Raw genomic sequence first — 21025 nt, 5'->3', positions numbered from 1 at the left:
CCGGGATGCAAAGACGGTATGACGTCAGTCGTCGGTGGCGACGTAGCCGATGATGCCGCGCAGCTTCTCGACGGGGATCGCGCCGCGGCGCAACATCCGGGGCACCGCGGTGGTGAGGTCGAGGATGGTCGAGGGCGTGTTGTCGGTCGTCTTGCCGCCGTCGAGATAGACCGCGACCGAGTCGCCGAGCTGCTCCTCTGCCTCCTCCGCCGTCGTCGCCGCGGGGGCGCCGGAGCGGTTGGCGCTGGAGACGGCCATCGGGCCGGTCTCCTTGAGCAGGTCGAGGGCGACCGGGTGGAGCGGCATGCGGACGGCGACCGTGCCCTTGGTGTCGCCCAGGTCCCAGGAAAGGGCCCTGTTGGCCCTGCAGACCAGCGTGAGCGGCCCCGGCCAGAAGGCGTCGATGAGATCCTGCCCGTAGGGCCCGAGGTCGTCCACGAGCGCCGTGGCGGCTCTGACGGTGCCCACGAGCACGGGCGGCGGCATGTCGCGGCCGCGCCCCTTGGCGTCGAGCAGCGCGGTGACGGCCGGCGGCATGAACGCGTCGGCGCCGATGCCGTAGACGGTGTCGGTCGGCAGCACGACCAGCTCGCCGCGGCGCACGGCGGTGGCGGCCTCGATCAGGCCCTCGGCGCGCTGGTCGATGTCGGAGCAGTCAAAGCGTCTTCCCACGGCGTGCATCCTAGTCCTGGCCGAGTCTGGCCGTGACGAAGCGGTCCCTTCGGGTGAGGTCCTGGCGCAGGCGGACGTCGCGCCAGCCGTTGTCCTCCGGGAAGGTCAGATAGACGGCCCTGCCCTGCTCGTCGGCGTGTTCGACGGCCACCCAGCCGCCGGGGCGCAGCAGGCGGCGGGCGGTGCGTTCGACCGCGCGCACCTCGCCGAGGCCGTCGTCGCCGGAGCCGTAAAGGGCCCGGGAGGGGTCGTAGTCGCGGACCTCGGGGTCGCGCGGGATGGCGCCGGGCGGGATGTACGGCGGGTTGGAGATCACCAGGTCGACCTTGCCGTTGAGCTCGGGAAGGGCTTCGGCGAGGTCTTCCGGGTGCAGGTGCGTACGCCCCTGGCCCAGCTCGGAGATGTTGCGCTTGGCCCAGGTGTAGGCAGCGGGGTCGACCTCGACGGCGTGCACCTCGGCGAGCGCGACCTCCTGGGCGATCGACAGCGCGATGGCCCCCGAGCCGGTGCCGAGGTCGACGACGAGCGGCGCCGTCACGTCCATGGCGCGCAGGGTCTCGATCGCCCACCCGGCCATGACCTCGGTCTCCGGCCGCGGCACGAACACGCCGGGGCCGACCGCGAGCTCCAGGTAGCGGAAGTAGGCGTGGCCGGTGATGTGCTGCAGCGGCTCACGCGCCTCGCGCCGGGCGATGCCCTCCCAGAACAGCGCGTCGAAGTCGGAGTCCTTGACCGTGTGGAGCTCGCTCCTGCGCACGCCGTGGACGAACGCCGCGATCTCCTCCGCGTCGGTGCGCGGCGAAGGCACACCTGCCTCGGCGAGCCGGGCGGTGGCCAGAGCGATCTCGTCCAGCAGAAATGTCATGAGTGTTGTGCGAGCTTCTCCGCCATCTCGGCGTCGATGAGTGCCTGGGTGACGGCGTTGAGCTCGCCGTCGAGAACCTGGTCGAGGTTATACGCCTTGAAGCCTACGCGGTGGTCGGAAATCCGGTTCTCGGGAAAGTTGTACGTGCGGATGCGCTCGGAACGGTCGACCGTGCGGACCTGCGACTTGCGCTCGGCCTGCGCCGCGGCGTCGGCCTGCTCCTGGGCCACGGCCAGCAGGCGGGCACGCAGGATGCGCATCGCCGACTCCTTGTTCTGGAGCTGGCTCTTCTCGTTCTGGCAGGAGACGACCACGCCCGTGGGCAGGTGGGTGATGCGCACGGCCGAGTCGGTCGTGTTGACGCTCTGGCCACCGGGACCGCTGGAGCGGTAGACGTCGATGCGCAGGTCGTTGGGGTCGATCTGGACCTCGACCTCCTCCGCCTCCGGGTAGACCAGCACACCCGCGGCGCTGGTGTGGATGCGGCCCTGGGACTCGGTGACGGGCACCCGCTGCACGCGGTGGACGCCGCCCTCGAACTTGAGCCTGGACCACACGCCCTCGTCGCCCTTGGCCTTGATGCCGACCGTGACGTCTTTGTAGCCGCCGAGGTCGGAGGGCTGGGTGTCGATGATCTCGGTCTTCCAGCCGAGGCGCTCGGCGTAGCGCAGGTACATCCGCAGCAGGTCGCCGGCGAACAGCGCGGACTCCTCGCCGCCCTCGCCCGCCTTGATCTCCATGATGATGTCTTTGTCATCGTTGGGGTCGCGCGGGATGAGCAGGTGCTTGAGCTTCTCCTCAAGCTGCGGGATGCGCTCCTCGATCTCGGCCGCCTCGGCCGCGAACCCCTCGTCCTCGCCGGCCAGTTCCTTGGCCGCCGTCAGGTCCTCGCGGGCCGCGTCGAGCTCCCGGTAGGTGCTGACGATCGGGGTGAGCTGGCTGTAGCGCCGGCCGAGTGTGCGGGCCTTGTTCTGGTCGGCGTGCACGGCGGGGTCGGCAAGCTGCAGCTCCAGCTCGGAATACTCCTTGAGCAACTCGTCGAGGTTCACCGTGGGTCCTTCAGTGGTTTGAATGCCGTTTCACCAACAACGCCGACCCGGCGCACGTGGTGCGGCCGGGTCGGCGTCGGTGAAGCTACTTGCCCGTGGCCTTCTTGCCGAAGCGCTTCTCGAAGCGAGCCACCCGGCCGCCGGTGTCGAGGATCTTCTGCTTGCCCGTGTAGAACGGGTGGCAGGCCGAGCACACGTCGGCGTGGATGACGCCGTTCTTGGCGGTGCTGCGGGTCGTGAACGTGTTGCCGCAGGAGCAGGAGACCTGCGTCACGTGGTAATCGGGGTGGATGTCGGGCTTCATGGCTGTCCTTTCGGGCTGCGGCCGCCGGGTCGCCTTCACGCATGGCGTGAACCGGAACCGCAAAATGGTCAGCTACCAGTGTGCCAGATCGTGCAACCTGCCCAGGCCATGGGGCATTCCCGCGATCTTCATGACGCGGTCGCACGCGCCACACTAGGCTCCCTCGCACAAACCATCACTTTTCCCACAAATGGGACTTAGCCAAAGGATCATCCAACTGATGAAGAGAAGGGTGCGGCTGCTCCTCGCGGCCGCCACGGGGGCCGCCGTTCTCCTCGGAGGCGCCGGTCTCTCGGCCACCGGCGCGTCGGCCTCGGCGTACGCGCTGGCGGACGACTTCACGGGCGACGCGTCGGCGAGCGCGTACGTCCCGCTGGAGAAGGACGTCGACGCCACCGTCACGCTGAAGCTCAAGAACCCGGACACCGTCACCGGCGTGACCGGGTCCATCGAGCCGCCCGGCAAGTCGGCCAAGACGGTGTCGTTCGACTTCACGCCGAGCACCTCCACCCCGACCGCCACCCCGACCGCCACCCCGTCGCCTGCTGCCGACAAGACGATCACCGGCAAGTGGACGATCACCAAGGACGACCCGGCGGGCGACTGGAAGCTCACCGTCAACGTCGCCCGCACGGGCGGCGGGAGCAGCCCGAGCACCTTCACCGTCAAGGTCTCCGGCAAGCAGGGCATCTCCGGCGCGAACGTCACCCCCGACCCCGTCCAGCTCGTCAAGGGCAAGGACACCAAGGTCACGGTCGAGGCGTCGGTGAAGGACGCGGGCACGGTCTCGGCCAAGCTCGTCAGCGACACCACCAGCGAGTACTACGACCTCGGTGAGCTGGCCAAGGAGTCGGACAACTACTACCGCGGCGTCACGTACTTCACCGACGACACCACCGAGGGCGCCTGGACCCTGGAGGTGTACGCCACCCGCAGCGGCCAGACGCTCAAGGGCGAGGCGTCCTTCTCGGTCGTCGCCCCCACCGGCGGCGCGTCCAAGAAGGCCAAGACCAGGGTGACGATCTCGGCCCCGAACAAGGTCGCCAAGGGCCGCGCGTTCAAGGTCTACGGCAAGGTCTACCGCGGCGCCAAGGCGTACAAGAACAAGATCGTCGAGGTGTACTTCAAGGCCAAGGGCACCAAGACGTACAAGTTCATGGGGTACGCCAAGGCCACCTCGACCGGCAAGTACAGCAAGACCTTCAAGGCCAAGAAGGACGGCTACTTCCAGGTCAAGGTGCCCGGCACGAGCAAGACGCGCACCTCCCTGTCGCCGCAGGAGTTCGTGGACGTGAGGTAGCGGATACGGCCCGCATCCCCAACCCCGGGTGCAGGCCGTATCAGCGACCCAGATACGTCAGGACGGCGAGAACCCGCCGATGGTCCTCGGGCGCGGGCCCGAGGGCCAGCTTGGCGAAGATGCCGGACACGTGTTTCTCCACCGCCCCTTCGGTGACGACCAGCCTGGAGGCGATCGCGGTGTTGGAGCGGCCCTCGGCCATCAGCGCCAGGACCTCGCGCTCCCGGGGGGAGAGCAGGTCGAGCGGCGCGCCCCTGCGCCTGCGGCTGAGCAGTTGCACGACGACCTCCGGATCGATCACCGTGCCGCCCGCCGCCACCTCGCGCACCGTCTCCATGAACTCGGCCACGTCGGCCACCCGCTCCTTCAGCAGGTAGCCGACGGCCTTGCCGATCAGCTCGCCCGCGTAGCGCTCCTCGACGTACTGGGACAGGACCAGGATCGGGAAGTCGGGCCTGGCCTCGCGGACCCTCAGCGCCGCCTTCAGCCCCTCGTCGGTGTGGGTGGGCGGCATGCGCACGTCGACGATCGCCAGGTCGGGCTCGTGTTCCCGGACGGCGGCCACCAGCGCGGGCCCGTCGGAGACCGCCGCGACGGTCTCGAAACCGCCGTCGGCGAGCAACCGCGCCAGCCCCTCGCGCAACAGTACGGAATCCTCGGCGATGACCACGCGCATGTGCACATGACTACCATTCGCAGGGCAGCTCCGCACGCACGATCGTCGGCCCCCCGACGGGGCTGTGCAGCACGAGCACGCCGTCGATGGTCGCCGCCCGGTCGGCCAGGCCAGACAGCCCGCCGTCCGGCGTGACGACGGCGCCGCCGATGCCGTTGTCCCACACGTCCACTACCACGCCGCGGTCGCCCCCGAACACCGCCACGGACGCCTCCGTCGCGCCCGAGTGCTTGGCGAGGTTGGTCAGGGCCTCGGCGACGATGAAGTACGCGATGCTCTCCACCGCGGCGGGCGGCCGTTCGGCCAGTTCGACGGAGACGTCCACGTGCACCGGCGCCCGCGCGGCCAGCCCCGACAGCGCCGCGTCGAGCCCGCGGTCGGTGAGGATGGCCGGGTGGATGCCGCGGGCCAGGTCGCGCAGCTCGGCGATGGCCGCCTTGGTGCCCGCGTGGGCCTGGACGATCAGCGCCCTGGCCTCCTCCGGCTCGGCGTCGAACTTGGCCTGCGCCCGTCCGAGGTCCACCGCCACCGACAGCAGCCGCTGCTGCGCGCCGTCGTGCAGGTCGCGCTCGATCCGGCGGCGTTCGGCCTCCGCGGCGTCGATCCCCCTGGCCCGGCTGGCCCGCAGCCGCTCCTCCTCGCTGCCGCCGAGCAGCACCGTGGCCAGGGTGCCGTGCAGCCAGGCCATGCCCCGTACGAGATAGGCCGTCACGACGAGCAGCACCACGCCGGCCGCGCCCGCGACCAGCGCGCCCGCCCAGTCGTCGATGATCAGGCCGGTGCGCCCGTCGCTCAGGACGTGCAGGACGCGGGCCAGGGGCGCGAGGAGCAGCACCGCCGTCGCCGTCCACAGGGCCAGCGACAACGCGGACTCGACCAGGCCCAGCGGGAGGAGCATGAGGAGGTAGCCGAGGTCCTGCCAGGTGGCCTTGTCGCCCAGCAGCCAGGTGAGGTGCGCGAGCAGCCCGCCCTCGGGCCTGCTCCGGTACGGGTCGGCGATCCGCACCCCGAACGCCGCCCCCATCAGCCGCCGCTCCAGCATCGCCCCGCCGCGCCACATCAGCACGGTCGCCATCGTCAGCGGCAGCCCCACCCAGACGACCACCAGCGGCACCGCCACCGTCGTCGCCAGGGTCACCACGACGAACCAGGCCATCCCGAACCCCGCGCTGACCAGCAGGTACGGAGCCGCCCGCCAGGTCATCGGGTCGACGAGCACCCCTAACGGCCCCTTCGGCCCGAACCGCACCCTGTCCTTCAGCCTCACCGATCGCATGCCCCCAGCCTGCCCGGCGCCGCGGACGGGGTGAATGGAGCAGACGTCCGATCCCCAGGTGGGGTTAACCCCACCCCGGCGCCCTGGCATGCGAAAGGGGCGGCGGGAGAACCTCCCCGCCGCCCCTCATGGCGCGTGGCCGCTAGTCGCGGTCGTTGCTCACCGTGGTCTTCTGCACCTGCAGAAGGAACTCGGCGTTGGACTTGGTCTCCTTCATCTTCTCCAGGAGAAGCTCCAGAGCCTGCTGCATGTCCAGGGCGTGCAGCACCCGGCGCAGCTTCCAGACGATCTGCAGCTCATCCTTGCCCATGAGGATCTCTTCCTTACGGGTGCCGGACGCGTCGACGTCGACCGCGGGGAAGATGCGCTTGTCGGCCAGGGAGCGGTTGAGCTTGAGCTCCATGTTGCCGGTGCCCTTGAACTCCTCGAAGATGACCTCGTCCATCTTGGACCCGGTCTCGACCAGGGCCGTGGCGAGGATCGTCAGCGAGCCGCCGTTCTCGATGTTGCGCGCGGCGCCGAAGAAGCGCTTCGGCGGGTAGAGCGCCGTGGAGTCGACACCACCCGACAGGATACGACCGGAGGCCGGGGCCGCCAGGTTGTAGGCGCGGCCGAGTCGCGTGATCGAGTCGAGCAGGACGACCACGTCGTGGCCCAGCTCCACCAGGCGCTTGGCGCGCTCGATGGCCAGCTCGGCGACCGTGGTGTGGTCTTCGGCCGGACGGTCGAAGGTCGAGTGGATGACCTCGCCCTTGACCGACCGCTGCATGTCGGTGACCTCTTCGGGACGCTCGTCCACGAGCACGACCATCAGGTGGCACTCGGGGTTGTTGCGGGTGATCGCGTTGGCGATCGCCTGCAGCACCATCGTCTTGCCGGCCTTCGGCGGCGAGACGATCAGACCACGCTGGCCCTTGCCGATCGGCGAGACCAGGTCGATGATCCGCGTGGTGAGGATGTTGTGCTCGGTCTCCAGGCGCAGGCGCTCCTGCGGGTAGAGCGGCGTCAGCTTGTTGAAGTCGGGCCGGTTGCGGGCCTGCTCCGGGTCCATGCCGTTGACGGTGTCGAGGCGGACCAGGGCGTTGAACTTCTCGCGGCGCTCGCCGTCGCGCGGCTGGCGCACCGCGCCGGTGATGACGTCGCCCTTGCGCAGGCCGTTGCGGCGGATCTGGGCCAGCGAGACGTAGACGTCGTTGCTGCCCGGCAGGTAGCCGCTGGTCCTGACGAACGCGTAGTTGTCGAGGATGTCGAGGATGCCGGCGATCGGGATGAGCACGTCGTCGTCGCCGATGACGGGCTCGGTGCTGTCGAAGCGGTCACGGCCGCGGCCGCGGTTGCGCTCCCTGAAGCGGCCCCTGCGGCCACGCCCGCGCTCGTCGTCGTCGCCGCCGCGCTGGTCGCCTCGCTGGTCGCCGCCGCGCTGGTCACCGCGCTGGTCGCCACGCTGGTCACCGCGCTGCTCGCCACGCTGCTCGCCACGCTGGTCGCCCCTGCCGCCGGCGTCCGTGGCGCGCTGGTCGCCGCGGCTGCTGTCGGCACGGCCGCCCTCACCGCGGTCGGCACGGTCGCCACGCTCACCGCGGTCGGTGCGCTCACCGCGCTCGCCGCGGTCGCTGCGCTCGCCACGCTCACGGCGCTCGCCGCGGCTGCGCCGCTCGCGACGGCTCTCGCGCTCGCCCCGCGTGTCGGCCTGACCGGCGTCCACGACCTGGGCCTGCTGCTCGACGGCCGGCTCGGCCGGCGCGGCCACGGGCTCGGGGGCCGCGGCCACCGGCTCGGCGGCCTGCGGTGCGGCCTCGTCGGCGGGCTTCGTGCGGGAACGTTCCCTGCGCGTACGGGTGGGCCGCTCGGCCACGGGAGGCGCGGCCTCCGTCAGGACGGGCGCCGCCTCAACCGCGGCTGCCGCCGGAGCGCCGTCTCCGGAGGCGCCACCCTGCTTCTCCTGGATGGCCGCGATGAGCTGGCTCTTCCGCATGCGCCCGGTGCCGCTGATGCCCAGCTCAGCGGCCATCTTCTGCAGCTCGGGCAGCACCTTGGCGGACAGGCCGGTGCCGGAGCGACGCGCACGAGGCTTGGCCGCGGCGCGGGTGGGGGTGTCGCCGGACGCGGGCTGAGCGCCTGGTGCGTCGGAGAGGAGTTCGGTGGTGTCGCTCAACTAAAAGGTCCTTCCCAGGGGTCGGGCGCCGGTTTTGTTCTGCCGGGCGTCCCGGAGGTGCTTGCGACCCGGCGGGACAGACCGGGTCGGGGTGCACGTTGCGATCTTCGGCTGTCGCGGACGGCCGCCACTCTTGGGGAGGGGTTCGTCCAGGCCGCCACAGGACCGTGGCGCGTGGCTGACACCCCCCAGATTGCTGTCGCCAACCAGATGTCGATGTGCGTCGAACGCGCAGGTCCCCGTCGTCGCCGCCTCACGTTGGGCCAACCGGGTGTGGGCCAACCGGAGGCAACGGATTCCGGGGAGACAGCCGCGCTGCTCACGCCTCGCGACGTGAAGCATGATGCAGCGATGTATGGCTGACAAGCACGCACCCACCAAGGGGGCATCTGGTGCGGCTATCAGCCTAACATCACCAGCGCACACGGCTATTCCCTGAAGGTCTAAAGAGGCATCAGCGTGTCTCGGGGAACTGAACGTTCGCACCAACCGGGTCGACGTCCATTTGCTGGATGTGCCAGTCATTACCCACTTCTGGCGCGATCAAATCCTGCGTATCCGGTGACGAAAACGCAAGAACCGTGGGACCCGCTCCCGAAACGACCGCGGGCACGCCGACTGCACGCAGACGTTCTACCAGACGCGCGCTCTCCGGCATGGCAGGCGCGCGATAGGGCTGGTGGAGACGGTCTTCGGTGGCGGCGAGCAGCAGCTCTGGTTCCGGCCGCGAGGTCAGCGCGGCGATCAGCAACGCGGCCCTGCCGGCGTTGAAGGAGGCGTCCTTGTGGGGCACGTCCTTCGGCAACAACCCCCGAGCGGTCTCCGTGGCCAGCCGCGTCGTGGGAACGACGACGACCGGACGGACCCTCTCGTCGGGGGCCAGCTTCACCATACGCGCTGCTCCCGCGTGGTCGGTCCAGGCCACCGTCAGGCCCCCGGCCAGGCACGGAGCGACGTTGTCGGGGTGGCCCTCCATCTCGGTGGCCAGCGCGAAGACGTCGTCGTCGGACAGGTCGTCGTCGCTCAGCGCGCGGGCGGCCAGGATGCCGGCGCAGACGGCGGCCGAGGACGAGCCAAGGCCGCGGGCGTGCGGGATGCGGTTGACGCAGCGCAGGGCGATGCCCGCGGGCTGCGGCGCCCCCATGCGGGCGTACGCCTCGCGCATCGCCCGGACGACGAGGTGTCCCTCGCCGAGGTCGACCTCGCCGGCGCCTTCGCCCTCCACGCTCACGCGCACGCCGGGCTCGGCGGTGAGCGTGGCCTCCACGTCGTCGTAGAGGGTGAGCGCCAGGCCTAGCGCGTCGAAGCCCGGCCCCAGGTTGGCCGACGTGGCGGGCACGCGGATTCGCACCGTCGTCATCGATTCACGGTTCTCTCGTCGTTCGCTCACTCCGCGTGCGCCTCTCAGGCGAGGTTGAGCGCCGCGGCGGCGGCGTGCACGTCGATGGGGATGACCACCGGGGCGGGCGCGCCCGAGATGGCCCAGTCGGGGTCCTTCAGGCCGTTGCCGGTGACGGTGCAGACGATGCGCTGCCCGGCCGCCACCAGCCCCTGCGCGTGCGCCTGGAGCAGCCCGGCGACGCTCGCCGCCGAGGCCAGCTCCACGAACACGCCCTCCTCCTGGGCCAGCAGCTTGTACGCCGCCGCGATCTGCCGGTCGGTCACCGCCTGGATGACGCCGCCGGACTCGTCGCGGGCCGCGGTGGCCAGGTCCCAGGACGCCGGGTTGCCGATGCGGATGGCGGTGGCGATCGTGTGCGGGTGGGTCACCGGGGCGCCCTCGACGATCGGCGCGGCGCCGCTGGCCTGGAAGCCGAACATGCGCGGACGCTTCGTCGAGACGCCGTCGTCGGCGTACTCCTGGTAGCCCATCCAGTACGCCGAGATGTTGCCCGCGTTGCCCACCGGGATGCAGTGGATGTCGGGGGCGTCGCCGAGTGTGTCGACGATCTCGAACGCCGCCGTCTTCTGGCCCTGCAGCCGGAACGGGTTGACCGAGTTGACCAGCGCGATCGGGTAGCTGGAGGACAGCTTGCGGGTCATCTCCAGGCAGTCGTCGAACGACCCCTCGACCTGCAGCAGCGTGGCCCCGTGGACGAGCGCCTGGGCCAGCTTGCCCATCGCGATCTTGCCCTTCGGCACCAGCACGGCGCAGGTCAGCCCCGCGCGGACGGCGTAGGCCGCCGCGGAGGCCGAGGTGTTGCCGGTGGAGGCGCAGATGACCGCCTTGGCGCCCTCTTCGACCGCCTTGCTGATGGCCATGGTCATGCCGCGGTCCTTGAAGCTGCCGGTCGGGTTCGCCCCCTCGACCTTGAGATAGACCTCGCATCCCGTCAGCGCCGACACGCGGTGCGCCGGGACGAGCGGGGTGCCGCCTTCGAGGAGCGTGACGACGGGCGTCTTCGTGGTGACCGGAAGACGCTCTCGGTACTCCTCGATGAGGCCACGCCACGACCTGCCCATGATGACTCCCTACCTGCGGTGTTGGCCACCGAGTGTACGGGGTGCGCGGCGCGGGCGCGGAGCCGAGTCCACTGACTGGACAGGTCGTTGGACAGCGCCACTATTCAGGAAATTCTCAGCATCTCCCGATAAGGTCTCGGCAGGGGGTCACCATGAACGCGCGTCCTGCTTTGAGGCAGAACGACTATTCACCAGTAGTGCCGCCGGAGCTCGGGGCCTGGTCGCCGGGGTTGTCCGTGAGCGTGGTGATACCGGCGCACGGCGGGCAGGACAAACTCGACCTGACGCTGGCCGCGCTGGCCGCGCAGACGTACCCGGACCATCTCATGGAGGTCCTGGTCGTCGACGACGGAAGTGCGCCGCCCGTCCGGCTGCCGGAGATCCGGCCGGTCAGCACCAGGATCGTCCCGGTACGCGACGGCTGGGGCATCTCCAACGCGGTCAACACCGGCGCCAAGGCCGCCGACGGGGAGATCATCCAGCGGCTCGACGCCGACATGGTCGCCTGTCGGGAGCACATCGAGGCACTGGCCCGCTGGCATCACGTGACCGACTACCTGGTCACGATCGGGATGAAGAAGTTCGTCGAGGCGCCGCCGGTCACCGCGCGGCAGGTCTTCCACGCCGAGCGCCTGGACGAGGTGTTCGACCTGGCCGGGGCCGTGTCGAGCTCGACCGAGGCGACGATCGACAAGACCGACGGGCTGCGCAGCAGCCGCAACCCGTACCACGTGTGCACCGGGCCGACCTTCGCCCTCCCCCGCGAGGTGTTCGACGCCGTGGGCGGGCTCGACCCGACCGTGGTGCGCGGCGAGGACACCGAGTTCTCCTACCGGCTGGCCATGCACGGCGTGGTGTTCGTGCCCGACCGCGCCGCCCAGGCCGTGCACCTCGGGCTGCCGGCGCAGCACCGCGACCGGGAGCGGGCCGTGCGGGCGGTGGAGCCGTACCTGGCGCACCGCATCCCGCTCCGCCGGGACCTGCGCAAGGACCGGGGCCGGCGGTGGCTGGTGCCGTACGTGGAGATCGTGCTGGACGTCACCGACACCTCCGAGTCGGTGGTGCGGCGGGCGGTGACGGCGGCCCTGGACGGCAAGCTCCAGGACGTCGTGCTGACGCTGGTGGGCCCGTGGTCGCGGCTCGACGACGGGCGGCGCGCGGTGTTGTCGGACCCGTGCTTCGAGCTGCGGCTCATGCGCGACCTGTTCGCGCACGACGAACGCATCCGGCTCATCGACGAGGCCGCCCCCACGCCCGCGCCCACGCCGTTCCGCTACCGGGGGCCGGTGGACGTGCCGCTGCACCGGGCGACGCTGGAGCGCATGGTCGAGTCGGTGCAGAAGGACCTGACGGGAGTGCTCGTCGTCGACCTGCCCGACGGGCGCACGGCCCGGCTCGAACGCGCCTCGGCGCTGGGCCGGGCGCTGCTGCTCGCCGGCCCCGGCGCCGACCTCGACGAGGTCATCGACACCACGCACGGCGTACGGCACGAGCCGCCGGACCGCTACTGGCCCGCGCCGCCGCAGCCGGAGCCGGTCACCATCCCCGCGACGGTCGCGGTCCCGGCCGAGTCCGCCGAGAACACCCTGTTCAGAAGGCTGAAGTCGGCCCTGCGCCCGAACTGACCGCCGCCGGCGGTAACCCCGTCAGCCGCGCAGGCGGCGGCCCAGCGCGCGTTTCATCGTCGCCGACAGCAGGGTGCGCAGGCTCTGCTGGGCGCGGTTCGCGGCGGCGAGCTGGCGGCGCAGGGTGCTCACGTCGCGCCGCAGCTCGACGGCGGTCTTGCGCCACCTGGTGGCCTCGTCCCGCCACTTGGTCACCTGGGCGCGCAGGCGCTCGGCCTCCGCCGCCAGCCGCTCGGCCTCGGCCCGGGCCTCCAGCCGCGCCCGGTACGCCCCGCGCCGCCCGATCAGCGGCGCCGCCTCCGTGGTGAACCCGTAGGTCTCGCCCTCGACCCAGGACACGCCGGACACGGCGTCCACCACGTCGTCGAGGTCGCCGGGCTCGCCGGGGTGGTCGGCGGCCACCATGCGGGCCCTGGCGAAGGCCGAGCAGCGTTCCAGGCGGGCCGCCACGACACCGTGCGACGACTCCCGCAGCAGCACGGCGACCAGGCCGAGGCCCTCGTCGCGGGCCAGGTCGAGCAGGCGGGCGAGGGTGTCCTCGCCGGGGATCCAGCCGGGCGGCAGGCGCAGCACGAACGGCGTGGCCGGGTCCGGCTCCTCGGCCACGGCCAGGCGCACCCGCCCTTCGTGCCGGTAGTGGCCGTGGACCAGGGCCAGGTCGAGGCGGGGGTCCTTGAGCGGGGCGCGGCGCTCGCGGCCCACCTCGTCCCAGGGGCCGAGCAGGAGCACCGACAGGTCGGGAACGGTCCCGGCGAGCAGGGCGTCCACGGTCGCGCGCACGCTGTCGTAGCCGGCCGTGCCGTCCACGACGGCGGTGACGTACGGGATCTTCCACTGGCGGGACGGATGGGAGCGCAACCACCGGTACGCCGGGATGCGGTCGGCCACGAACGCGTGGCTCACCCGGTCGATGGACTCCTTGTCGCGCATGCGCATGGTCGGGCCGAGATGGTAGGCGCGGGCGCGCGGCTCGGGCACGAACACCGCGCCCGCCTGCCCCAGCCGGTAGCCCATCTCGGTGTCCTGGCCGAGGATCAGCTCGTCGTCCATGGGGCCGGCGGCCTCGATCAGGCGGGCCCCGACCGAGGTCGCGCCGCCGACGTGCAGGCTGAAGGGGCGCTGGGGGTTGGCGGTGAGGCCGTCGGTGCGTTCGACGAGGTCGACGATCCAGGCGTGCGGCTCGGCCGGCTCGAAGTACTCTTCCAGGCCGGCGGGCAGCTCGGCGGGCAGCTCCGCGTCGGTGAACCTGATGTAGCCGGTCACGACCAGGTAGGGGGCCGTGTGGTGCCAGCGCATGTGGGCCTCGATCGCGCCCGGGGTGAGGACGACGTCGGAGTCGAGCCAGTGGATCACGTCGCCGGTGGCCTCGGCCAGCCCGGCGTTGCGGGCGTTGGCGCGTCCGGGCCGGTCGCAGACGATCAGGCGGGCGCCCTCGGGACGGACGTCGGGCAGCCGCAGGGGCGGCACGCTGCCGTTGTCCACGACGACGACCTCGGTGAGCGCGGCCGGGTAGGTCTGGCGGGCGAGGCCGGCCAGCACCAGGTCCAGCTTGTCCTGGCCGCCGTAGGCCGGGACGATCACGCTGACCGTGAGCGACGGGGCGAGGTCCTCGGCGGGCCGCAGCACGCGGTAGTCGTTGCCGCGCACCGGCGGCTTCTGGCCGTTGTTCATGGGGTTTCCATCAGCAGGCTCGGCCGGAAGCCGTGCCATTGGTTCGTGGCGATTCTGACGAAATGGGCCAGGGGCAGCTGCCAGGTGTGCTCCTCGGTGAACCCCCTGCGCAGGACGTAGCCGAGGCCGTGCGTGCGATAGACGCGCGCGCCGATCTTTTGCGCCGCTTTCAGGAACTCCAGATCGACCGCACGCGGAAGGGCGGGAAATCCTCCAATTTCCCGAAATTTCGCGCTTTGGAGCAAAATGGTGCCTCCGGCTACGTGATCCGCCCAAACCTCGCTAGGGTACGCCGCCCCGCTGGCGAACGTCGTCCGCCGGATCGTGGCGCGCAACGGCTCCAGGTAGAAGAACTCGGCCGTCGTGCCCACCACGTCGGCCCCCGCGTACGAGCGGGCCATGAGGAGGTCGGACAGGTGGCCGGGGCCGTACCAGTCGTCGTCGTCCCATTTGGCGAGGTAGTCGCCCGAGGCCAGGGCGGCGGCCCGGTTCAGCACCTCGCCGAACGGCACCGTCGGGGCCGCCTCGACCCACCTGACGGGCAGCGAGCACGCCTCGACGGCCGCGCGCACCTGCTCGAAGGCCACCCCGTGCAGCCCGAGCAGGACCTCGGCCTCGACGCCCCGCTGCCGCTCCATCTGCGCCAGCGCCGCGCCGACCAGGGTGGGCCGCTTGGTCGACATGACGATGCTGACCGTCGCGCGGGCGGGCCGGTGGACCAGCCGCCGCAGCCGTACGCTGTGCTCCTCCCGCCGCAGGTCGGCCAGGGAGCGCGCGGTGCCGTCGGCGGGCGCGGCGAGCCAGTCGCGGTCGGTGAGCAGCGCGGCCAGGTCGCCCGGCACCCACGCGGGAGCGTCCTGGGCGGTCAGCGGGATCCCGGCGCCGGCCAGCTCCGTCAGGCCGTCGAGCGGCACCGGCCCGGCGGGCCAGTCGATCTCCAGTCCGCGCCGGGAGCGCAGCGCGGGCACGTCGGGCGGACCGCCGTCCACCTGCCATCCGTCCGACCAGTGCAGCCGGGCGAACCCCTTGCCCGGCGTACGCGTGAAGCCGCAGGGGGTGACGGACATGGACGATGCTCCTCGACCGGGCGGGACTGGATCGGCGCCTACCTTACGCCCGTTTTTACACGTCAGTAGACAGACAGGCAGCTTTCGGGTGGCGGACGGCCTGAGCCCCGGGGCCGGGTTCCCAGTTTTCCTCCAGGAACTTATGGCACGGTAGTGGTCAGGGTTTATTAGGGTGACAATAATCCCGCCCATCCTCCTATGCCCGACTAGTCGTGACTATGAAAGGTTTGCGCGGATGCTCTCGCCCCGCCGACTGGCAGCGGCCGCCGCACTTCTCGCAGTCGTGGCCGCTGGGGCGCTCGCCCTCCTCGTCCTGGCCGGCCTGCTCACCCTCGGCGCGGCGGCGGCCGTCGCGGCGTTCGCGGTCACGCTGGCCGCCCTCGCCCTGGTGCTGCTGACCGTCCGCCGCGTGGACGGCAAGGCGCACCGGATCGACCTGCGCATGAAGAAGCACGAGGCCGAGCTCGCCCGTGCGACGACCGCCGTCAAGAACCTCGAATCCCGGCTGGAGCTGCTGGTCCAGGCGGTCGAGGAGTCGGCCGGGCGGCGGGCCGACGACATCGGGGCGATCCTCGCCTCGCTCGGCGAGGACCGCGTCAACGCCATGACCAGGGCCCGGGAGGTCGAGGAGCTGCGCGAGGAGGTTCGCGCGCTGGCCAAGGGCCTGGCATGACCCGCGTCCGGCACAACGACTACGGGGTGCTGCGCCCGCCCGCGATCGGCGACTGGACGCCCGAGCTGCGCGTGTCCGTGGTCATCCCGGCCTACGACTGCCAGGAGGCGCTGGAGCGCACGGCGTCCGCGCTGGCCGCGCAGACCTACCCGGCCGAACTCGTCGAGATCGTGGTCGCCGACGACGGCAGCACGCCGCCGGTCGAGCTGCCGGGGGCCCGCGTCGTCCGGGTGACCGACGGCTGGGGACGCGGCGCGGCCCGGCAGACCGGGCAGCTGGCCGCCACCGGCGAGGTGATCCACTGGCTGGACTCCGACATGATCCTGGCCCCCGACCACCTTGAGGCGCACATGCGCTGGCACCACCTGCTCGACCACGTGGTGGTGATCGGCGACATCCGGTTCGTGACGGCCCCGGGCGAGGAGGGCACGCGGCTGGAGTACACGCGCAGGACGCTGGAGTCGACCCGGATGCTGAAGGACGCGGGGACGAGCGCGTACCTGCTGCACACGGGGGCCTCCACGTCGGTGCGCGCCGAGCTGCTGCGCGCGGCGGGCGGCGTGGACGCCTCGCTCAACATGGCCGAGGACACCGAGCTGGGCTACCGGCTGGCCCAGGCGGGGGCGGTGTTCGTGCCCGATCCGCAGGCCAGGGCGTGGCACGTCGGGCCGTCCACGGTGATGCTGCGGGAGCAGGAGGTCCACCGGCACAACTGGTCCTACCTGGGCGACCTGGTGCCGGATCTGCGCTGGCTGCGCGGCCATCCCCGGCGCCACTGGCGGGTGCCGTACGTGCGGGTCGTGGTGCGCGCCACCACGTACGAGGAGACCCGGGCGAGCGTGGACGCGGCGCTGGCGGGCACGCTGCCCGACGCCGCCGTCACCGTCGTCGGCCCGTGGGGCGGGCTGACCGGCGAGCGCCGGTCCAGCCTCGACGACCCGCTGCTGGACCTGCGGCTGCTGCACAACCTGTATGCCCACGAGCCGCGCGTCACGTTCGCGGAAAGCGAACCGGTCAGCGCCGCGCCCACCCCGTTCCTGCTGCGGCTGCCCGCCGGCTGGGTCCTCGGGGCCGACACCCTCGCCCGGCTCGTGCGGCTGGCCGACGAGGACCTGCTCGGCCTGCTCTGCGTCGCCCTGGCCGAGGACGCGGATGGTGTCGTGGCCGCCCGGCTGGAGCGCACGGCCGCCTTCGCCCGCGCCGCGCGCTTCGACGGCGCCGCCGACGACCTGGTGGACGAGCTGTTCGGCGTCCTGTGGGTCGAGGGCGGCGAGCACGGCTTCGGCACCGCCGCCGATCCTCCGCCGCTGGGCGGCGACCCGGCCAAGTGGCGTGCCCTGGCGGCCCGGCGGCTGGCGGAGACCGAGGAGCTGCGCGCCCAGGTCGACCGGCTCTCCGCCGAGGTCGAGCGCCTGTCCCGCGCGCAGGAGCAGGAGGACCCCGCTCCCGGGCCGCTGAGCTCCCTGATCCGGCACCTGCGGAGCGCCGGATGAGCGCCGAGCAGCGGACGGTCACCGCGTTGCTGGCTGAACTGCCGGACGCCCGGGTGTTCCTGGCCGGCATCGAGAGCCTCACCTTCCCGGCCGACGGCGAGGGCGGCGAGGGCCGCGCGGGTCTGCCCGCCGGCGCCGTGGACCTGGACCGCGACCTGCTGGAGCCGCCCGCCGAGCCGGAGTCGGCCGACCACGTCCTCGTGCTCGCCAGGACGCCCGCCGACCTGCGCAGGGTGGCGACCCTGCACAAGCTGCTCCCGCTGGCCGGGCGGGTGGTGGTGTGCGTGCTCGACGCCCCCGCCTCGCACCCGGCGCCCGTGCCCACGCCGACCCCCGCGCACCGCTGGCGCTCGCTGACGGACCTGCGGGTCCACCAGCCCAGGAGCCGGGTGTGGGTGGTGGACGCCCGCTTCTCGGCCGCGACGCCCGCCGGCCGTACGGTGACCGCCACCGCCCGCGCCTTCGCCGGTCACCGCCTGGACGTGATCGCCGCGCCCGCCGCCGGCATCGCCGGGATCGGCTCGGCCGACTGGCGTCCCGGCGACCCGAACGCCACGCCCGCCGAGGTGAGCGGCCCGGTCCCCGAACGCGTCGGCGCCCCCGGCAGCGACGTCGTGCTCCGCACGCTGGGCGACGTCGCCCTCCGCGGCCTGCCCGGCGACGCCCTGCGCCCGCCGGGTGACGGCCGCGCCCCGGACGCGTCCCCGGCCCTGACGCCGGGCGCGTCCGCCGAGCCGGGAGGGATCGGCTGGGCCGGTGACCAGGCGCCCGTCGAGCGGCCCACGATCGTCGCCGCGAGCTGGGAGAGCATCGGGCGCCCCGGCGGGGCGGGGTCGCCGCTGGCCGATCCCGACGTGCTCGGCGAGCCGTCGATGGTCCCGCCCGTGGACGAGCGCCTGGTCAACCCCCAGGGGTTCGTGACCACGCCGTCCCGGGGCATGGCCGCGCTGGCCGAGCGCGACGGCCGCTGGTCGGTGCTGCTCGACGGCAAGGTCGTGACGACGTTCGCCGAGTCGGGCGGGGTCACCGACGCCGACGTGGCCAGGCTCCGGCAGATCCGCGGCGTCGAGGTGAGCTGGCAACATCCGCACAGCGGCCCGCTGGCGGCCGTGCGGGTGCTGGCCGGTCTGGCCGCCGCCGGGGTGCCGCTGGTCACCGAGGCCGTGCCGCGCTGGGCGGGCGCTCTCGGGGACGAGCTGGTCGCGCTGCTGCCCGCCGCCCCCGACCTGTCCGACGAGCTGCGGCGCGAGGAGCACAGCATCCGGCTGCGCCGGGCCGCCCTGCGCACCCACGGCGTGGCGGCGCGGTGGGAGCAGTTCGGCGCGCCCGCCCCCGCTCCCCCGCTCACCTCCGTCCTGCTGGCCACCCGGCGCGCCGACATGGTGCCGTTCGCGCTGCGGCAGATCGCCCGCCAGCGCGACGCCCAGCTCGAAGTGGTGCTCGCGCTGCACGGCGTCCCGCGGGAGCACCCCGACGTCGCCGCCGCCCTGGCCGGCTTCGGCGGCCCGGTGACCGTGTACGAGGCCGACCCCGCCGCCGTCTTCGGCGAGGTGCTGAACGAGGCCGCCGCCAGGGCCTCCGGCTCGTTCCTGCTCAAGATGGACGACGACGACTGGTACGGCCCCGACTTCCTGGCCGACCTGCTGCTCGCCCACGCCTACTCGGGGGCGCAGGTGGTCGGCACGGTGCCCGAGTTCGTCTACCTGGCCTCGATCGACGTCACCGTGCACCGCAGCCAGGTCACCGAGCAGATCACCAGCTTCGTGGCGGGCGGCACGATCCTGGTGGAGCGTTCGGCGTTCCAGGCAGTGGGCGGCTTCCGGCCGCTGCGCCGCTCGGTGGACACCCAGTTCCAGGAGGCCCTCCAGGCGGCGGGCGGCCAGATCTACCGCACCCACGGCCTCGGCTACATCCTGCGCCGCGGCCCGGCCGCCGCCCACACCTGGCAGGAGCCGATCGGCACGTTCCTGCGCCGCAACCGGCGCCAGTGGCGCGGGTTCCGCCCGAACGCCCTGATGGAGCTGGAGGGGAGCAGCCGCCCATGACCGTTCCGCGCATCCGTGGCAACGACTTCGGCGTCCTCGACCCGCCCGAGCTGGGGGCCTGGGAGCCGGAGCTCGCCGTCACGGTCGTCATCCCGGCGCACGACCGCCAGGAGACCCTGGACCTGACGCTCGCCGCCCTGTCCGCGCAGAGCTACCCGGCGCACCTGCTCGACGTGATCGTGGTGGACGACGGCAGCGCCACCCCCATCCGCCTGCCCGCCCTCGCCCCGGGCGGCACCAAGCTGATCTCCAGCCCGCCGGGCGGCTGGGGGCGCGCCTGGGCCGTGCAGGCGGGCCTGGACGCCGCAACCGGCGACGTCGTCCTCGTGCTGGACGCCGACATGGTCCCGCACCGGCGGCACGTCGAGGCCCAGCTCCGGTGGCACCACCTGGCCCCGTACGTGGTGGTGCTGGGCTGGATCGACTTCACCTCGGCCGGCGAGCCGCCCACGCCGGAGCAGGTCGTCCAGGCCCTGGACGCGGGCGCCGAGGACGGCCTGTTCCCGCTGTCGCCGCACCGGCACGACTGGGCCGAGCAGATCATCCACGACCACGACGGCCTGCGTACGGCGTCCGGCGCGACGGCCGCCCGCGTGCACGTGGGGGCCACGGCGTCGTACCCGGCGGCGCTGCTGCGCTCGATCGGCGGCCTGGACACGTCGCTGGTGCTGGCCGAGGACACCGAGCTGGGGTACCGGCTCGTCCAGGCGGGGGCGGTGTTCGTCCCGGACCCGCAGGCGCGGGCGTGGCACGTCGGCCTGCCGACCGCGATGCGCGACGTCGCGGCGTTGAAGCGGTACAACGACCCCTACGTGGCCGACCGGGTCCCCTACCGGCGGTACCTGCGGGCGGATCCGGGGCGGCAGTGGCTGGTGCCGTACGTGGAGGCGGTGGTGACGGCGGGCGGCTACGAGGACACCCGCGCCACCGCGGACGCCCTGCTCGCCTCCTCCGTCCCCGACGTGCGCCTCACCCTCACCGGCCCGTGGCCCGCGCTGCCCACCGGACGCCGCTCGCCCCTGCGCGACCCCGACCTGGACCTGCGCCTGCTCAAGGCCACCTTCGAGCACGACCCGCGGGTCCGGCTGGCCACCGAACCACCTCCTGGGCCACCCGCCGGCACGACGGCCCCCTTCCGACTGACCGTGCCGCCCGGCTGGACCCTCTCCCCCGACACGCTCGAACGCCTGATCGCTCACCTGGACGAGCACGACCTCGGCAGCCTGTGCCTGGCCCTGGACGAGACCCCGCAGGGCGTGGTCGCCGCCCGCCTCGACCGTACGGCCGCCCTGTCCAGAGCCGCCCTGGTCGCCGCCCCCGGCGACCACCCGGACGACCTGATCGACGCCCTGTACGGCCTGGAATGGGCGGACGGCGCGTCGTGGGGCCTGCGCCGCCGCCCCGACGTCTACCCGCCGCGCCGGCCGCCGGTCGCGGAGCTCGCCCAGCTCACCGCCCGCCACGAGAAGGACCTGACCCTCCACCGCAAGCGGGTCGCCGCCCTGCGCGCCGAGATCGCCCAGCTGCGCCGGGAGGCCGCCAAGAACGGCAGGGACGCCTCCCGCTGGCGGGAGAAGGCCGAGAGCTGGCGGCGCGAGGCGGTGCGGCTGGCCCGCGAGCAGGACCGCACGGTCCTGAAACGGGCCGTGCGCCGCGTCCGCGACCTGGCCTTCCCCGCCCACTGACCGGGC

17 protein-coding genes are annotated in these 21025 nt (G+C 72.6%); 6 read left to right on the top strand and 11 right to left on the bottom strand.

Annotated elements, in window-relative coordinates:
- Positions 1-24: 24 nt before the first annotated feature.
- The 4 genes from ABT158_RS02280 to rpmE all read right to left on the bottom strand — a co-directional run bounded on the left by ABT158_RS02280 (position 25) and on the right by rpmE (position 2890).
- On the bottom strand, positions 25-681 hold the full coding sequence (locus ABT158_RS02280; RefSeq protein ID WP_352349989.1) for an L-threonylcarbamoyladenylate synthase: 657 nt from the start codon (positions 679-681) through the stop codon (positions 25-27).
- Position 682: 1 nt separating this feature from the next.
- Positions 683-1537 (bottom strand): peptide chain release factor N(5)-glutamine methyltransferase, encoded by an 855-nt coding sequence (prmC, locus tag ABT158_RS02275; protein WP_352320399.1) that lies wholly within the window; start codon positions 1535-1537, stop codon positions 683-685.
- The gene (prfA, locus tag ABT158_RS02270; RefSeq protein ID WP_352349986.1) at positions 1534-2586 is read right to left on the bottom strand and encodes a peptide chain release factor 1; all 1053 of its coding nucleotides are present in this window, start codon (positions 2584-2586) and stop codon (positions 1534-1536) included. Before prfA ends, prmC begins: the two co-directional genes overlap by 4 nt.
- Positions 2587-2671: 85 nt before the next feature.
- Positions 2672-2890 carry a 50S ribosomal protein L31 gene (rpmE, locus tag ABT158_RS02265; RefSeq protein ID WP_352320396.1) on the bottom strand — a complete coding sequence of 73 codons (219 nt, stop codon included), beginning with the start codon at positions 2888-2890 and terminating at the stop codon, positions 2672-2674.
- Positions 2891-3110: 220 nt separating this feature from the next.
- On the opposite strand from rpmE, the gene ABT158_RS02260 reads away from it, so the two are divergent.
- Positions 3111-4190, top strand: coding sequence for a hypothetical protein (locus tag ABT158_RS02260; protein WP_352349984.1), 1080 nt, complete (start codon positions 3111-3113; stop codon positions 4188-4190).
- Between the two features lie 40 nt (positions 4191-4230).
- Here the strand turns inward: ABT158_RS02260 and ABT158_RS02255 are convergent, their stop codons facing one another.
- From ABT158_RS02255 to thrC, 5 genes are all read right to left on the bottom strand, one after another.
- Positions 4231-4866 (bottom strand): response regulator, encoded by a 636-nt coding sequence (locus ABT158_RS02255; RefSeq protein ID WP_352349982.1) that lies wholly within the window; start codon positions 4864-4866, stop codon positions 4231-4233.
- Positions 4867-4876: 10 nt separating this feature from the next.
- On the bottom strand, positions 4877-6142 hold the full coding sequence (locus ABT158_RS02250) for a sensor histidine kinase (RefSeq protein ID WP_352349980.1): 1266 nt from the start codon (positions 6140-6142) through the stop codon (positions 4877-4879).
- A 142-nt stretch (positions 6143-6284) separates the two neighbouring features.
- Positions 6285-8297, bottom strand: a complete 2013-nt coding sequence (rho, locus tag ABT158_RS02245) for a transcription termination factor Rho (RefSeq protein WP_352349978.1) — start codon at positions 8295-8297, stop codon at positions 6285-6287.
- 454 nt (positions 8298-8751) lie between these two features.
- Complete coding sequence (gene thrB, locus ABT158_RS02240; protein WP_352349976.1) at positions 8752-9657, bottom strand: homoserine kinase; 906 nt, start codon at positions 9655-9657, stop codon at positions 8752-8754.
- Positions 9658-9701: 44 nt separating this feature from the next.
- Positions 9702-10760, bottom strand: a complete 1059-nt coding sequence (thrC, locus tag ABT158_RS02235; protein ID WP_352349974.1) for a threonine synthase — start codon at positions 10758-10760, stop codon at positions 9702-9704.
- A gap of 236 nt (positions 10761-10996) precedes the next feature.
- Here thrC and ABT158_RS02230 point away from each other — a divergent pair, with 236 nt between their 5' ends.
- A complete protein-coding gene (locus ABT158_RS02230) occupies positions 10997-12385 on the top strand; it encodes a glycosyltransferase family 2 protein (RefSeq protein ID WP_352349972.1) in 1389 nt (462 codons plus the stop codon).
- A 21-nt stretch (positions 12386-12406) separates the two neighbouring features.
- Here ABT158_RS02230 and ABT158_RS02225 read toward each other — a convergent pair whose 3' ends face one another.
- Positions 12407-14056, bottom strand: coding sequence for a glycosyltransferase family 2 protein (locus tag ABT158_RS02225; protein WP_352349970.1), 1650 nt, complete (start codon positions 14054-14056; stop codon positions 12407-12409).
- A complete protein-coding gene (locus ABT158_RS02220; RefSeq protein ID WP_352349968.1) occupies positions 14053-15123 on the bottom strand; it encodes a glycosyltransferase family protein in 1071 nt (356 codons plus the stop codon). Before ABT158_RS02220 ends, ABT158_RS02225 begins: the two co-directional genes overlap by 4 nt.
- A gap of 235 nt (positions 15124-15358) precedes the next feature.
- On the opposite strand from ABT158_RS02220, the gene ABT158_RS02215 reads away from it, so the two are divergent.
- The 4 genes from ABT158_RS02215 to ABT158_RS02200 are packed head-to-tail and all read left to right on the top strand — an operon-like array spanning position 15359 to position 21019.
- On the top strand, positions 15359-15796 hold the full coding sequence (locus ABT158_RS02215; RefSeq protein WP_352349966.1) for a hypothetical protein: 438 nt from the start codon (positions 15359-15361) through the stop codon (positions 15794-15796).
- On the top strand, positions 15793-17289 hold the full coding sequence (locus ABT158_RS02210; protein ID WP_352349964.1) for a glycosyltransferase family 2 protein: 1497 nt from the start codon (positions 15793-15795) through the stop codon (positions 17287-17289). The genes ABT158_RS02215 and ABT158_RS02210 overlap by 4 nt, the downstream gene beginning before the upstream one ends.
- Positions 17286-19334: a glycosyltransferase gene (locus tag ABT158_RS02205; protein ID WP_352349962.1), complete on the top strand. Its 2049-nt coding sequence runs from the start codon at positions 17286-17288 to the stop codon at positions 19332-19334. The genes ABT158_RS02210 and ABT158_RS02205 overlap by 4 nt, the downstream gene beginning before the upstream one ends.
- Positions 19331-21019: a glycosyltransferase family 2 protein gene (locus tag ABT158_RS02200; RefSeq protein ID WP_352349960.1), complete on the top strand. Its 1689-nt coding sequence runs from the start codon at positions 19331-19333 to the stop codon at positions 21017-21019. Before ABT158_RS02205 ends, ABT158_RS02200 begins: the two co-directional genes overlap by 4 nt.
- Positions 21020-21025: the final 6 nt, after the last annotated feature.

It is taken from the genome of Nonomuraea sp. NPDC001636, assembly GCF_040298265.1.
In the GTDB taxonomy this organism is placed as follows: domain Bacteria; phylum Actinomycetota; class Actinomycetes; order Streptosporangiales; family Streptosporangiaceae; genus Nonomuraea.
Note: the sequence above shows the minus strand (reverse complement) of the source record. Positions and strands in the feature narration are given on the sequence as shown.